Annotated in this window: 12 protein-coding genes; 7 read left to right on the forward strand and 5 right to left on the reverse strand. The window is 55.6% G+C overall.

All coding sequences use genetic code 11. The annotated features are described in order from the left end of the window. Nucleotides 1-16: 16 nt before the first annotated feature. The 3 genes from prpB (at nucleotide 17) to NMUL_RS04595 (ending at nucleotide 3,935) form a co-directional block, all read left to right on the forward strand. Complete coding sequence (gene prpB / locus NMUL_RS04585) at nucleotides 17-916, forward strand: methylisocitrate lyase (protein WP_011380213.1); 900 nt, start codon at nucleotides 17-19, stop codon at nucleotides 914-916. Between the two features lie 24 nt (nucleotides 917-940). Beyond that, entirely contained in the window at nucleotides 941-2,104 is a 1,164-nt protein-coding gene (gene prpC, locus NMUL_RS04590) for a bifunctional 2-methylcitrate synthase/citrate synthase (protein WP_167535555.1), read from the forward strand. Nucleotides 2,105-2,510: 406 nt separating this feature from the next. Next, on the forward strand, nucleotides 2,511-3,935 hold the full coding sequence (locus NMUL_RS04595) for an SIR2 family NAD-dependent protein deacylase (protein WP_146063182.1): 1,425 nt from the start codon (nucleotides 2,511-2,513) through the stop codon (nucleotides 3,933-3,935). 107 nt (nucleotides 3,936-4,042) lie between these two features. Here the strand turns inward: NMUL_RS04595 and NMUL_RS04600 are convergent, their stop codons facing one another. Further along, nucleotides 4,043-4,591 carry a glycine zipper family protein gene (locus tag NMUL_RS04600; RefSeq protein WP_080557708.1) on the reverse strand — a complete coding sequence of 183 codons (549 nt, stop codon included), beginning with the start codon at nucleotides 4,589-4,591 and terminating at the stop codon, nucleotides 4,043-4,045. Nucleotides 4,592-4,707: 116 nt separating this feature from the next. Beyond that, complete coding sequence (locus NMUL_RS04605; RefSeq protein ID WP_011380217.1) at nucleotides 4,708-5,193, reverse strand: hypothetical protein; 486 nt, start codon at nucleotides 5,191-5,193, stop codon at nucleotides 4,708-4,710. Between the two features lie 456 nt (nucleotides 5,194-5,649). Here NMUL_RS04605 and NMUL_RS04610 point away from each other — a divergent pair, with 456 nt between their 5' ends. After that, nucleotides 5,650-7,101, forward strand: a complete 1,452-nt coding sequence (locus NMUL_RS04610; protein ID WP_011380219.1) for a bifunctional 2-methylcitrate dehydratase/aconitate hydratase — start codon at nucleotides 5,650-5,652, stop codon at nucleotides 7,099-7,101. Here the strand turns inward: NMUL_RS04610 and NMUL_RS04615 are convergent. Continuing rightward, nucleotides 7,079-8,608, reverse strand: a complete 1,530-nt coding sequence (locus tag NMUL_RS04615) for a hypothetical protein (RefSeq protein WP_011380220.1) — start codon at nucleotides 8,606-8,608, stop codon at nucleotides 7,079-7,081. The two genes, NMUL_RS04610 and NMUL_RS04615, sit on opposite strands and share 23 nt — an antisense overlap. 10 nt (nucleotides 8,609-8,618) lie before the next feature. Beyond that, the gene (locus tag NMUL_RS04620) at nucleotides 8,619-9,347 is read right to left on the reverse strand and encodes an esterase/lipase family protein (protein WP_104009590.1); all 729 of its coding nucleotides are present in this window, start codon (nucleotides 9,345-9,347) and stop codon (nucleotides 8,619-8,621) included. A gap of 451 nt (nucleotides 9,348-9,798) precedes the next feature. Between NMUL_RS04620 and NMUL_RS04625 the strand changes: the two genes are divergently transcribed. Then, complete coding sequence (locus NMUL_RS04625) at nucleotides 9,799-10,563, forward strand: SDR family oxidoreductase (protein WP_011380222.1); 765 nt, start codon at nucleotides 9,799-9,801, stop codon at nucleotides 10,561-10,563. 99 nt (nucleotides 10,564-10,662) lie between these two features. Further along, nucleotides 10,663-13,503, forward strand: a complete 2,841-nt coding sequence (locus NMUL_RS04630; protein ID WP_011380223.1) for an aconitate hydratase — start codon at nucleotides 10,663-10,665, stop codon at nucleotides 13,501-13,503. 92 nt (nucleotides 13,504-13,595) lie between these two features. Here the strand turns inward: NMUL_RS04630 and NMUL_RS04635 are convergent, their stop codons facing one another. After that, complete coding sequence (locus NMUL_RS04635) at nucleotides 13,596-14,372, reverse strand: Crp/Fnr family transcriptional regulator (protein ID WP_011380224.1); 777 nt, start codon at nucleotides 14,370-14,372, stop codon at nucleotides 13,596-13,598. A gap of 504 nt (nucleotides 14,373-14,876) precedes the next feature. On the opposite strand from NMUL_RS04635, the gene NMUL_RS04640 reads away from it, so the two are divergent. Next, nucleotides 14,877-15,491: a hypothetical protein gene (locus NMUL_RS04640; protein WP_011380225.1), complete on the forward strand. Its 615-nt coding sequence runs from the start codon at nucleotides 14,877-14,879 to the stop codon at nucleotides 15,489-15,491. The last annotated feature ends 57 nt before the right edge of the window (nucleotides 15,492-15,548 follow it).

The raw sequence follows: 15,548 nt of genomic DNA on the forward strand, positions 1-15,548 counted from the left end.
CTTCGTTTCTCCTTTCATGCCTGCCTCTGCCGGTTCCCGTTTTCGCGCAGCGCTTGACGCGGAAATGCCCCTGCAGATCGCAGGCTGCATCAATGCGTATGCCGCTCGCATGGCAGAGCGTATCGGCTTCAGGGCATTGTATCTCTCGGGTGGAGGGGTGGCTGCGGCATCTCTCGGAGTACCCGATCTTGCCATTTCCACCCTTGAGGATGTGCTGGTCGACGTGCGGCGCATTACCGATATCACGGATCTGCCGTTGCTGGTGGACGCGGATACCGGTTTTGGCGGTGTTCTCAATATCGGCCGTACTGTGAAATCATTGATAAAAGCCGGGGCTGGCGCGCTCCATATCGAAGATCAGGTGCAGGTCAAGCGTTGCGGTCACCTTCCAGGCAAGGCTGTGGTCAGTGAAATGGAAATGATGGAACGGATTGGCGCTGCGGTGGATGCAAGAATCGATCCCGCTTTCGTCATCATGGCGCGTACGGATGCACTCGCGGTGGAGGGACTGCAAGCCGCCATTGATCGGGCCTGTGCTTATGTGGAGGCGGGCGCGGACATGATCTTCCCCGAGGCCGTGGCTGACCTGCAAACCTACCGGCGCTTTGCGGCAGCGGTCAAGGTGCCCATCCTGGCCAACATTACGGAATTCGGCGCAACTCCCCTCTATACAGTCAAGGAGTTGGCCCAGGCAGATGTTTCCCTGGTGCTTTATCCACTTTCCGCATTTCGCGCCATGAGTGCCGCTGCGTTGAATGTATATCGAACAATACGCGCGGAAGGCTCGCAAAAAAGCGCGCTCCCGAGCATGCAGACCCGTGCCGAGTTGTATGAATTTCTCGACTACCGTGCCTATGACGAGAAGCTGAATCTTCTGTTCAAGCCCGAAAAACCGGAAGAACCTGAAAATGAATGAACCTGAAAATGAATGAATCTGACAATGAATAAACCTGATGGAAGCACTGTGAGCACTGCGCCGAAGAAAAAATCTGTGGTGTTGTCCGGGGTGCGGGCTGGCAATACGGCCATTTGCAGCGTGGGGCGTACAGGGAACGATTTGCATTATCGCGGCTATGACATTCTGGATATAGCGGAAAGCAGCGAATTTGAAGAAATTGCCTACCTGCTGGTGTACGAAAAGTTGCCCACGGTGGCCGAGCTCGCCGCCTACAAGGAGAAACTGGAAAAGCTGCGCGATCTGCCGGCCAGGGTAAAAACCCTGCTGGAGACGATACCTGCAAGCGCTCATCCCATGGATGTGTTGCGCACAGGAGTTTCCGCGCTGGGTACGGTGCTGCCGGAAGCCGAGATACATACGGTGGAGGGTGCGCGGGACATCGCAGACCGGCTGCTGGCCTCCATGGGCTCCATGCTGCTGTACTGGTACCACTATTCTCATCACGACCGCCGCATCGGACTGGACTCAGATGACGATTCCATTGGCGGACATTTTTTGCACCTCCTGCACGGCAAGCCACCCCCCCAATCCTGGATAAAGGCAATGCATGCCTCCCTGATCCTGTATGCCGAGCATGAGTTCAATGCCTCCACCTTTACCGCTCGAGTGATTGCAGGGACGGAATCGGATTTCTACTCCGCCATAACGGGTGCTATCGGCGCGTTGCGCGGCCGCAAACACGGGGGTGCCAATGAGGTTGCATTTGACATCCAGACACGCTATCGCAGCCCGGATGAGGCCGAGGCGGACATTCGCCGTCGAGTGACGAACAAGGAGATCATCACCGGTTTCGGCCATCCCGTCTATACCGCTGGCGACCCGCGCAACCGGGTAATTCGCGAAGTGGCAAGGAAGCTGTCGGCCGAGGCAGGAGACATGCAGATGTTCAACGTGGCCGAGCGGTTGGAAACGGTGATGTGGAGCATCAAGAAGATGTTCCCCAACCTGGACTGGTACTCTGCCGTGGGTTATCACATGATGGGCATCCCCACGGCCATGTTCACCCCGCTGTTTGCGATTGCCCGCACCAGCGGCTGGGCTGCCCACATCATCGAGCAGCGGATGGACGGAAAGATTATTCGCCCTTCGGCGAATTACATCGGACCGGAAGAACGGGAGTTTGAGCCGATTGAGGCGCGCAGATAGCTGCTAGGTAAAGCAGATCAGTGAAGATTTAACTTTATAGATACGCACGACTTCGAAATCCAAAATATTCTTCGCGTAAGTTGCGGTACTATCCAGAGTCGCCTTCAGCAACAACGCTGTGTCAGGTACACCGGATAATCGGGATCATAGTGAATTCGCATCTCCAATACTCCTCAGCCTACGGGTTTACAGTCACTAAAATTTCCCAGCTCAGCACGACGTAATCTGGTATCGATTCGTACTTTTGCCTGAATATCGTAAGCAGGCAAACCAGTCAACATAGATTTCCGCTTCAATAAGCTGGTTCACTCCCGTCGTGATGACAAGATAAATGGGAGGCATCAAAGCTCGATCAGGAAATGAACTATATTGATATTGGTAATGCTTTACCGTGTGGAAGATAGCGGTGGGACGTCTTGTTCTGCCATGGCTAAAAGTATCGCTGTATGCTCACTGGTCCCCTCAGGAAGCAGAGATGCAACTGAACCCATCATTGATCCCTCATTCGTCAGAGCAGCACGTTGACTGGGAGAAAGCGCTGCATGGCGGCAACGATGCGCTGCTGACGCAACTTGCAGCCGATGATGATCCCGCTGCTGCTCTTCTGGAACTTGAAAGCTACATCAATGGGATCTACCGCGGCAGCCCGTCTCCCTTATCCAAACCGCTGCCGGATATCCGCTTGGAGGTGCGACGGGCGCTACCCTATGTGGATGAAATTCGGGATCGCCTGGGATGGCAGGTGCGGGATTTCGATCTTGGGTTGCTGCGCTTGATTCGTGGCTCGAGCACGTTATCGCCCGTGCTGGGGGCAGGGGTCTCGATGGATGCAGGGGCGCCCTCCTGGCCCGAACTGGTGCGTTTGATGCTGGAGGAAACGCTCGACAAGGGTCTGGAGTTCTACGAGTCCGTTCCCGCCGCTGACAATCCGGCTCAGCCGCCTATCGAGTTTCTTCCCGACGGCACGGTGCGCACGGGCGGAACCGGAACCTGGCGTTTCGAGCAACGCGTCAGCGAAGTGAAGCGCTATACGGCTGAGCAGGAACAAACGGCGAGGAACGTCCTTGCAGAGGTCAAGGCCAAAGGTTCTTCAACCGATGTCGAGACGCTCATGCACGGGGCGCAGGTCTGCTACGATCTTTGCGGCCAGCATCTTTTTCGTCTGCTCACGAAAATCATCTATACACGTGCGAAAGAGCCAAGCGAAGTCCATCGGGTTATTGCCGAACTGGCGCAGGCGCAAGAGGTACCCGTGCGCGGCCCTGGTTTGTTTCCCGGATGGGATTCAATTATCACCTACAATATCGATGCACTAATGTCGGAAGCGCTCGCGGAGCAGAAAATACCGCACGCTGCCTGGGCGATGAAGGGTGACAAGCTGCGGGGCAATCCGGATGAACTCGCTCAGAAGAGTTCATGGCATGAACCTATCTTTCATCTTCACGGTTTTTCGCCGCGGCGGCTGTTCATGATCACGAATGTGCGCTTTGTATTTTCCACTTCTCAGTACCTCACGACGTACAAAGGGCCGCGATCAAGGATATTGGAAGCGGTCTACGACGAATTTCTGGCGAATCCTGTGCGCATTGCGCTTTATATAGGGTGTTCGTTTGCCGATGAAGCGATGAACGGCCTCCTGCGTGAGGCCTTCGCGGAATACCCGGGGCGCTATCACTATGCATTGCTGAAATGGCCGCGAGACAGGAAAGGAAAGGAGCCGGACAGGAGCGAGATCGCCGCCGAGTCCGCAAAATATCTCGAGTTTGGGGTGCGGCCGATTTGGTTCGATGATTTCGCCGAATTACCCGGGTTGATCCGGCAGCTGCAATGACGTGCACCGCGATTTGCGATAACTATGCTGGAATCATTGGGGTCCTTTCTATTAATAGGCGCCTCTGAATATCGATCAGTCCTCGGATTTTCCGGCTTTCTGAGAAATTAACCCCCGGAAGGTTGAATGCCTCTCAGTATCTTGCCTGGCGGTGGTGGGGGAGGAACGCCGGGCGGTGGGGGAGGAATGCTCACTGTTCCCCGTGGCGCGGGCGGCGGAGGTGGATAGGAAGAGGAAGAAGGCGGATAAGAAGGGGAGGTGTAACGACCTCCTGGATAGGTGTTCGTGACCTGGCCGTATACCGGTACCTGGTGTCCCTTGGCGTACATGCACTGCACGTAGGCGGCGTCATAACGCTCCTGGGAAATCGAACCCGAGGCTCCCGCGGTACCGATGCCAGCCAGGCTTCCTGCCAACGCGCCGGTACCGGCTCCAATCGCTGCGCCGTGTCCACCTCCCAAGGCAGCGCCAGCCGCAGCCCCTACTCCAGCCCCTACGGCGGCGCTTCCCACCCCGCTGGATACCGAAGCGCGGCTCGGCGTATTCCCTCCCACCTGATCATGGGCAAACTGCCGGCAGAGGTAGTCGTCGTAGCGGAACTCGTCGAAGCTTCTTCCTGTGCCCGGCAGTGCCATCATGCTCGGACCCGTTGGCATACTGACGCATGCAGTGAGCGAAGTCAGCGCGAGTAGCGGGAGGAATAACTTCGTCCAGCGCGCTTTATCCGAGCCCGGGGATTTCCTGAATATGGATTGGATCATGATGATTTGGCTCATTGACCGGGTTGAGGGGCTACCTGCAGCCAGCCTTCCGGGCAATTTTTGACATAGGGATAATAGCCTTCGGGATTGCGGCAATAATGCCAGTAACTGGCCGCCGGCGGCTGGGGTTGGGATTGGATCACCGGCGGCTGCTGAATGTAAACAGGGGGCTGTGCCGGCGTTACAACCACTGGCGCCAGAGGGGGATACGCATAGCCGGGCGTGTAGCCATACCAGGGGGTAAACCCGTAAGCCGGATAGCTGTAGGGCGCGTACCCGTACGGCGGCCCGTAGCGGTAATAAGGTGGATAGTAGGGTCCTCTGCCGTAGTAACCCAGGCCATAGCCGCCCAATACCCCCAGTCCGAAAGCCAATCCGGGGCCGTGCCAATGGCCCCCGTGACCTCCGTAATGACCTCCTCTGTCTGCCCATGCCGCAGTTGCCGAAAACGATCCGAGCAAAATGAGGAAAGCATATATGAATCCCTTTTTTTTCATGCCAGTCTCCACTTTGCGATTCCAGCCATTGAAATTACTCCTTCCTTTCCATGTATGATTTGGACCGTTCCATGAGCAAAAAAAATTCTGGCTGGATCGATGTTAATACGGATATAACGCATCACCGGCACTTTGGTTGTCATACTTGAATAATCTCTGGCAAGTCTGGATTTTCCGCTTTTTTGAAGCAAGAACGGTAGAGCTTCGAGTTCCGAGTGGAGTAGCTGGGCGTGCTTCGTCGTTAAATCGAAATAGAGAGGGTTTCCCGCTTTCGCGGGCATGACGGCATCTCGATAGACCGATGCCCGGGAGCCCTTCGGTTTTGGTCCTGACTGCTAATTTATTCCGGACAGAAGGGTGTTTTTGCAGGAAAGACGGTGCCAAGAAGGAAAAACGGCTTCTTCTTTCGCCGCTCAGGCTCTCCTTGTTGGAGTGCAGGCTCTATAATATGGGCCCATGTCATCCGCGTCCTCCCACATTCGTCCCCAGCCTGACCAGGTTCTGGTCGACATTGCAGATTATGTGGTGGGACGGGATATTCAAAGCGATCTGGCTTACGCTACCGCCCGTCACTGCCTGATGGATTCCCTGGGGTGCGCCATGGAAGCGCTTGCGTATCCGGCCTGCACCAAGCTGCTTGGGCCGCTCGTGCCCGAGGCTGCCGAATCTGAGGGCGGCGCGAGGATTCCGGGTACCCAGTTTCAGTTCAATCCGGTGGAAGCGGCATTCAATATCGGCACGATGATTCGCTGGCTCGATTTCAACGATACCTGGCTGGCTGCGGAATGGGGTCATCCATCGGATAACCTGGGGGCCATACTGGCTGTAGCCGACTGGCTTTCGCGCAGTGCCACGAGCGGGAGGCGGCGGCCGCTTATGCGCGATGTGTTGACCGCGATGATAAAGGCATACGAGATCCAGGGTTGCTTCGCTTTGGAAAACAGCTTCAACAGGGTGGGCCTGGATCATGTGGTGCTGGTTAAAGTTGCCTCCACAGCCGTCGTAACGCATCTGCTGGGCGGCAGCCGTAAACAGATCGTCGATGCGCTTTCCCAGGCGTGGGTGGACGGGCAGGCACTTCGCACGTATCGTCATGCCCCCAACACCGGCTCGCGCAAATCCTGGGCTGCGGGGGATGCCACCAGTCGTGCGGTATGGCTTGCGCTGATCACACTCAAGGGGGAGCCAGGCTATCCTTCAGCGCTTACCGCGAAAACCTGGGGGTTCTACGATGTGCTGTTCAAGGGAGAACCTTTCAAATTCCAGAGGCCCATCGAACGATGGCATTCCTATGTAATGGAGAATGTGCTGCTCAAGATTTCGTTCCCCGCCGAATTCCACTCCCAGACAGCGGCGGAGTGTGCGATGCAGCTATACCCGCACGTGAAGGACCGGATTGCCGATATCCGGAAAATAACGATCCGCACCCACGAGGCCGCGATTCGTATCATCGACAAGAAGGGGCCGCTCAGCAGCCCGGCCGACCGCGACCATTGCATGCAGTATATCGTGGCAGTGGCCCTTATTTTCGGCAGGCTTACCTCTGCCGATTATGAGGATGGCGTGGCCGCCGACCCTCGCATAGATGCGTTGCGGGACAAGATAATCTGTATTGAGGATCCGTGCTTCACAAAGGATTATTACGATCCCGAAAAACGCTCCATCGCAAACGGTCTCACCCTTGAATTCAGGGACGGCAGTAAACTGGAGGAAGTGGTGGTGGAGTATCCCATCGGCCACAGGTTGCGTCGAAGCGAAGGCATTCCGCTACTGGAAGAAAAATTTAGAATCAATCTTGGGCGGCGTTTCCCCGCCCAGCAGTGCGAGGCAATCATGAATGCCTGTCATGATCAAGGCAGGCTGGAAGCAATGCCGGTTCACGAGTTTATCGATCTGTTTGTGATTTAGGTGAGCTGGTTGCTGCTTCCGGATGTGTAACTTGAGGCGGGGTGAGTTCCCTTTCGGTGAAGTCGTGACCGCTCCCCTGCCGGGAAGAGTTTGTATCCAGCAGTATCCGGAGAGTATTGAGCCTCAATCTCCACGAAGCGACGGTTGCCGGGTCTGCTGACAGGGCGGCTAGCAATTGTTCCACTCCGTCGGTATGGGAGGTGTCGCAGGTGGAGAAGAAACAGCGAAGTTCCTCACTGTTCGTGATGCCTGTCCGCTGCGCGAAGCCGGGATAATCTTCGCGCAGATGAGAAGCCAGCCATGCCTGATCGATCCATTGCTTCAACTGGCTATAGCTGAAGCAGGTGCGTATCGCGAGATCCACAGGGTCAGCATTGCTGAGGTTTTCGATATTATCGAACCCTTCCCGCTCCAGTCTCAATTCGTGCGAGTAGCTCATTCCTGCCAGCATGGAAAGCGGCAGCGCGCGGTAGCTCATGGTGGGAATGATTCCTCTGGTCAGTTTAATGACGATCCGCTCAATTCCGAGTGCAGTCCGTTTCGGATAGAAACCGAGAAAGAAAGCAACAAGAGGCAGGAGGCTCAATCTGGCAGGCAACGGGACTTCCTGTTTCGAAAGGAGTTTTTCGCTATTGCCTGATCTTTCAGGAGATGTGGTTTCTCCGGATTCCTCACCGGTAGAAGGCGTTGAGGGTGGGGGGAGCGCGGGTGTCGTGGCATTCACGTCGGAGGGCGCAGCGGTTGAGGGGGCAGTTGAGGACACATTCACATCGAGTTCGTGTGGCAGCAGCAGATCGAACGCAAAGGAGAGCACCAGCGCCAGCAGGCTTGCGACGATCATGCGGATAGCGCCATCGACGAACGTATTGGAAGTCAGGTCCATGGTGAAGTAGGCACGGACGACAGAGCCGATGAAATAGACGTAAGCGCCAAGGAATCCGAACTGGAAAGCCGTCAGGTTGCGGACCAGGTGGGAATAATAGGAACCATTACCCGTTTCATACAGTTCCATGAAGGGGCCCATCATCAACATGTTCGCCCCGAGACTGAAATCCACCCCAAGTTCCGCAGACGAGGAAACGGGCTTGAACAGCAGCAGAATGGAACTACCGAGCAGCACGACGACCGTGGTCAGGCAGACGCTTCCCCTGTAAGTGCCAAAGGAAGCCCGTCGTCCCATCCGCTGACGGATTTCGCCGCGCCGCTCAGGTGGAACGTCGCGGTATAAACGCCGTTCCTTGCGGTTCGCCATCTTCATCATGTAGCTTAAGGCGAGCGATGGCACAACCAGAACCGCCAGCAGCGTCATGACAAGGTTGTACTGGAAGAAGACCGGATCAAACCAGTGCGCAACTGCGCGGAAATCACGGTACGCAGCTGTACCGGGCCCCGGCGTTGTCCCAAACGCGGATTCCAGTCCCAGGCTCGCGATGAAGATCGTCGGTACCGCAAATACCAGCCAATCGTACCAGTGCATGTCCCATTTTTTGCTTTCGTTCGGATCCATACACGTCTTTTCAACTTTCCTTACCTTCTGCCGCAGCGATTGCTTGATGCGCAGCCTCGATCCAGAATTGGCGATGATTGAAAGGCCGTGCGGATTGCCTGTCTGGCAAGGCCAGACTCCAACCCAGAAGCTCGATATGGTCGGCGCGCAGTGTTCCCCGAAATTTTCCCCATCCGGCAGAGGCCACGGGAACCATGCCGTCATTGTCTTCCCGCATTACCTTGGCATAGGGCCGAAGCCAGAAAGGAAGTTCCTCCAAAGGGCGACAGCTTGCATAGGAGGAGTAGGCTACATCCGGCCTATCCGGGATCTGCATTGCTTCGCACGCCGCGGGAGTCAGTTCGGCGAGGGCCGGGGTGCCAATATGTCGAATCCAGGCAGGAACAGGTCCTTTGGCTTCGAGGAACCATTGTGCCAGGGGCGAACCGCGATGCGGAGTGGAAACAGTAAGCAGGCTTTTTACGCGGCGATCCGCATCGAAGTGGCTGATGAGGTACCGGGCATCGAGCCCCCCCATGCTATGGGCGACCAGGGCAAAAGCTGGCGCGCGGCCGCGAAAAAGTTTATTTGCAAGTGTTTCCGCACGTTCAGCTATGGTTCCAGCGCCAGGGACTTCTGGTATAAGGGGCTTGATATCTTTGCGGGCTAATGCCTTTTCCACGCCGCGAAATTGTTCGATGGGCCCCCACCGCGAGAAGCCGAGAAAGCCGTGCAATAGCACCACCGTTGGGGTTGACATGTAACGATACTCGCAATAAATGAACTTATCCAAAGGCTTGCAGTCACGCGGCTGGCTGCGCCTGTCAACTTGTCGCCCCAGGATATGGGGCAACGATATCCTGCTACCTGATTTCCTATTATAGGATATTCCGCATTCTGCGTCGGGCTGTGTTTATGCAACCAACATGTCGGGATCGCCGGGTCTCATCGACTCTGGACATTTTGTTTACATCGCTGCCCAGTCTGATTCGGAGACACGATTTTGCCGGTGCAAGTAAATCCAAAATGACATGTTCAGTCACTTCTCAAGGGGAATATAATTTGATGAGGCAATTAAACTCCAATCGGAAGCCGGATCGGAGCGAGGACCAGTCCCGAATTGTACCTTGGAGTTCTGAACGTATTTCGAGCGCCGTGCTGTTTACCCGCTTTGAGCGGCTGTATAAGCGAGGAGAGCGAGGAGCCGCAAAATGAAAATGACATACGATATCAGCGGAAAGACCGCTCTTGTGACAGGAGCAAATCGTGGAATAGGCAAGGCGATTGTCGATGCGCTACTGCATCATGGCGCGATGAAAGTCTACGCTGCGGTGCGCCACCCTGATTCTGCTAATCCGCTGGTAGAGCGCTTTGGCGATAGACTGATTCCAGTCCACCTGGATTTGGCCGTGCCGGAAAGCATTGCAGCATTGGCTGACAGAGCCCCGGATGTTCAGGTGGTGGTCAACAACGCGGCGGTTTTCAAGACCTCCACCCCGCTGGATGCCGGCGCGATAGATGCGCTTGAGATGGCAATGAAGATCAATGTGTATGGACTCATTCGCATGGCTCAAACCTTCGCTCCCGTTCTCGCAAAAAACGGAGGAGGCGCATTCATCCAGCTCAATTCAGTTGCATCCTTGAAGTGCGCTTCAAATTTTGCGACGCATTCGGCATCCAAGGCTGCTGCCTACTCCATTACCCAGGCATTGCGCGAGCTGCTGGCCCGGCAGAGTACGGCGGTACTGAGCGTACATCCCGGTCTGATCGCAACCGACATGAGCAGCACTGCCGGATTGGCAGGTACTGCTGCGCCTCCCTCTGTGGTTGCAGAAGGTATAATCGCTGCGCTGCGATCAGGGGATTTTCACCTTTTTCCCGATCCTATGGCTCAACGTATCGGAAATGCATACCGGAGTTTTTCTGAAAATGTCATTGAAGCGGACATCGAAGAATACAGGGCGGAAAAGCAATAAGTGCCGGGGGACGCGATCCCGGGCAGGATCCGTCTGGCAAGATCGATATTCATAAGGGCGGCATCATGAGGATGCAGAAATTTTTCAAGGAGTGCATTTATGGCCCATAATCTGTTCAATACCCTGAAAGAGCTTTCCCTGCCCACGGGCAAAAAGGCAAAGTATTATTCGCTGCCCGCCCTGGAGGCAGCGGGTCTCGGTCGAATCTCCCGGCTGCCTGTCTCCATTCGCATCGTGCTGGAGTCCGTCCTGCGCAATTGTGACAACAGGAAGGTGACGGAGGCGCACATAAAAAGGTTGGCCGATTGGCAGCCGACCGCACCCAGACTGGATGAGATTCCATTTGTTGTATCCCGTATCGTGCTGCAGGACTTTACGGGGGTGCCGCTATTGGTCGATCTGGCTGCAATGCGCAGCACTGCAAAAAAAATGGGCAAGGATCCGGAGATGGTGGAACCCCTGGTGTCGGTTGATCTGGTGGTCGATCATTCGGTGCAAGTCGATTACTACGGCACCGATGACGCGCTCAAGCTCAACATGGAAATGGAGTTTCACCGTAATCGGGAGCGGTACCAGTTCATAAAATGGGGCATGCAGGCCTTCGATACTTTCAAGGTTGTTCCGCCGGGTATCGGCATCGTCCATCAGGTCAATCTCGAGTATCTCGCGCGGGGAGTGCATGAAAAAGAGGGCATTCTTTATCCCGACACGCTGGTAGGCACGGATTCACATACCACCATGATCAACGGAATAGGCGTGGTGGGTTGGGGCGTTGGCGGGATCGAGGCGGAGGCCGGCATGCTGGGACAGCCGGTCTATTTCCTGACCCCTGATGTTGTCGGGGTGAACCTCACAGGAAAGCTTTCCACAGGCGTCACGGCAACCGATCTGGTGCTGACGGTTACTGAACTCCTGCGCAAATCCGGAGTGGTGGGCAAATTCGTGGAATTTTTCGGCGAGGGAACCGCGTCGCTTACGGTTCCCGACCGCGCCACCATCGGAAATATGGCACCTGAGTATGGGGCCACCATGGGTTTTTTCCCGGTCGATGACGCTACCGTGGAATATTTCCGCGGAACCGGGCGAAGCGAAGAAGAGGTCGCGGCCTTCCAATCTTATTTCAAGGCGCAGGAGTTGTACGGAGTTCCCCGCAAGGGCGAGATCGACTATACGCGCGAATTGGAGCTTGACCTCTCTACCGTCAAGCCTTCTCTCGCCGGACCGAGGCGCCCCCAGGATCGTATCGAGCTTGACGATGTCAAGACCCGTTTCACAGAACTCTTTTCACGGCCTGTCATGCAGGGGGGTTACGGCAGGGATGCTGCCGCCCTGAAACTTCGCTATAAGGTACATGGCAGCGAAGAGCCTGGCCCCGCCGCAGCGGCGGCCGACAGCGCCAGTGCAGACCGGAACACGGCGGCCGTAAGACCGGGGACCGAAAGAAACATCACGGAAATGGTCAATAACAGACCTATCCTGGCCCCGGCCGAAGCCCCTGTGTATGGCGCAAACGACCTCTTCGACCTGGCCCACGCGGATATCCTGATTGCGGCCATTACATCCTGCACCAACACCTCCAATCCCAGCGTACTGCTTGCCGCCGGCTTGCTGGCAAAGAAAGCGGTGGAAAAAGGGTTGTCGGTAAAGTGTCACATCAAGACATCGCTTGCACCCGGGTCACGTGTCGTGACGGAGTATCTCCGCGAAACAGGCCTCTTGCCCTATCTCGATAAGCTTGGCTTCAATCTTGCCGGTTATGGCTGTACCACATGCATCGGCAACTCAGGTCCGTTGTCCGTGCCGATTGAAGAAACGGTGGTATCCAATGATCTGGTTTGCGCCGCCGTCCTCTCCGGCAATCGCAATTTCGAGGCTAGAATTCACCCGAACATTCGTGCGAACTTCCTTGCTTCGCCCCCTCTGGTGGTTGCCTATGCTCTCGCGGGGACCATGCTCAAGGATCTGACAGCCGAGCCGCTCGGATATGGCGAGAATGGTCAGCCGGTATGGCTGGCCGATATCTGGCCACGCGATGATGAAATCCAGAGCCTGATGAAATTTGCAGCAAACGGGGAAACATTCCGAAGGCTCTACAGCAACCTTACGCAGGATCATCCGTTATGGAACGATATATCGTCTGTTTCAGGGGAAGTCTATGACTGGCCGAAATCGACCTACATAGCAGAACCTCCATTTTTCCAGGATTTCTCGCTGCAGCCCCGCCCGTATAATGAGATCCGGAACGCGCGGGCACTTGCCATCTTCGGCGATTCGGTGACGACCGATCACATCAGTCCTGCCGGCAGTATCAAGGATACCTCTCCCGCGGGAAAATACCTGCTTGCAAGTGGTGTCTCCAGGTCTGATTTCAACAGCTATGGCGCGCGTCGTGGCAATCACGAGGTCATGATGCGCGGGACATTCGCCAACGTGCGCATCAAAAACCTGATGATTCCCGGCAGCGAAGGAGGTATAACGCTGCATCAGCCGGACGGGGAACAGATGAGCATCTACGATGCCGCCATGCGCTACATCGCAGAAGGTATCCCCACCGTGATATTCGGGGGAGAAGAATATGGCAGCGGATCGAGCCGCGACTGGGCGGCAAAGGGAACACAGCTATTGGGGGTCAAGGCAGTGATTGCAAAAAGCTTCGAACGCATCCATCGCAGCAACCTGATCGGCATGGGCGTGCTGCCGCTACAGTTCAAAGGCGACGACAGCGTGGAATCGCTCGGTATTCAGGGAAATGAAGCGTTCGACATCGAGGGACTGAGCAGCATCCGCCCCCAGCAGGATGTAACGCTGGTTGTACGTGACAATACCGGCTCACGCCGGGAAATCGACCTGCTGTGCAGGATAGATACCGGTATAGAGATCGACTACTATCGGCATGGAGGTATATTGCCTTATGTTCTTCGCGAGCTCATGAAGGCGTGAATGCAAGAAATGCGGCGGCAAGGCCGGGTAACTCGGTTCGAACTCGGGCCGGGGAGGAAAACCCGTTCTTGCCGAGCAACCCGGGGCTCTCCTCAGCTTACTGACCACAACTCCTCGCTTGTATCCTTCCTTTTGGAAGTTTGAGCAGCCTCGGCCATGGCGTGGTTCCATAGCAGCCGGTCATACTCGTCATTTACCACGGAATAGCATTCACATACGGAATCTTCCAGTTCTTCACGATCCATTACGGCTATATGCCCGCGGCTATACTGTATTGCACCGATCGTTTGCAGCTTGAGCGCAGCCTGCGTCACGCTCTCCCGCCGCACTCCCAGCATGACGGCAATCTGCTCGTGCGTCATTTGCAGTTCATGGCCCGGTAACCGGTCGAGGTTCATCAAAAGGAAGCGGGACAACTGCTGCTCTATGTTATGGTGCCGGTTGCAAACCGCATTCTGCGCTGTCTGGGTCATCAATGCCTGGGTGAAGCGCAGTATCAGATGTTGTAATTTTCCCTGCCGCTCGAATTCTTTTTTCAGCACGCTGGTTTTCATGCGATACCCGCTGCCCGCACTTTGTACCACGACGCCGGCAGGCGTACTGGCGCCCCCTAGCAATGACGAGATACCTGTCAGGCCCTCGTTGCCAATGAGGGAAAGACGTACCGATGCGCCGCTTTCCACGCTGTAGAGGGGCGCGACGATGCTCGTCGTGGGAAAATATGAATGAGTAATAATCGCTCCCGGTTCATGAATTGTTTGTCCCACTGGCATGGGCATGAATTCAAGATAAGGGAGCAGTCTCGCGTAGTCCCCCGGTGGCAGGGCGGCAAGAAGTCGATTTTGCTTCGGGCTGTGCGGTGAAAGCATAACAATATTCCTCCTCATGTCAGACTGTATCGCCAGAATATGGCCTCACTCATGTCTCTGTTGAGCGGCCGGGGCGGGCGAACCGTTACCGGTATTCTTTGCGGATTTCTCTTTTCGAGCTGGATCGGTAACAGCCTCGGCTTTTTTCAGCAGGGGCAAACCGATATACGGCATCACCGTGAATACAAGCAGTTATCGTGCCAGTATAAGAAGACGCTTTGAAACAAAGGCTTATGTTGAAAGCTGAAGAATAAAACCCTGATTGCATTGTTGCTTGTCGGCAACAAGCCTCTATTGCATGAGAGTAACTCCCTGATTCTTCGGAATTACTTGATGTCTCCAAACAGAGACGTGAAAAAGATGTTTTGAATCAAATACTTTTTCCCATACCCCTCTCGGATAAATCAGCGGCGCGCGGGAGTGTGAAGGAGTATAGTAAGAGTATGATATGGATGCTTACCTCCGATATTGACGAAGATCAGCAATGAAGTTCATGGAAGAAAAATGCCTGCCAATCCGGCCAAGCGTGCAATAATCCTGATCAGCCTGGTCAGTGGCTTGGCCGGTTGCGCCGTTTTCTCTCCCCGCTATCAGATCACCCATCGATACGAGCCGCCAACCGATCCGGCAGGCACCGTTTGTCTCGAAAAATGCCCGCAAAAGCTGGAGATGTGCCAGCAAAGCTGTCAATCGGCATATCAGGCCTGCCTGAAGCGCATCGAACCCCTGGCGGAAGAGAGATATAGAAAAGCGGTCGAGCGTTACGACAATGAGCTTGATACCTATCGCCGGCGGATGCAGTCCGGATACCCCGGCTGGGGCCGCGCCACGCTGGGCTGGGGTTGGGGTGGCTATCCTTGGGGTTGGGGTGGCTATCCCTGGGGTTGGGGTTCGCCATGGGGCTGGGGAGGGGGGCCTTATTATGGGCTGGGCTACTCGTCTCCTTTTTTCTATGAACCACCACCCGCCAGGCCGAATCGCATGCGGGAATTTGATAGGCTGCGCTACCAGCAATGTGAAGTGGAATGCGGGTGCCAGTTCGTGCAGGATGCGTGCTTTCTGGGCTGCGGCGGCAGGAAAATCATAGAAGAGAGGTGTATAGCAAACTGTCCAAAGTGAAAAACTGCCTCGGGAGGGGCAGAGCCTTCACCGGCAGGGGTACAGCGGGAAGAGTTT

The sequence above is a fragment of the Nitrosospira multiformis ATCC 25196 genome, from assembly GCF_000196355.1.
GTDB lineage: Bacteria > Pseudomonadota > Gammaproteobacteria > Burkholderiales > Nitrosomonadaceae > Nitrosospira > Nitrosospira multiformis.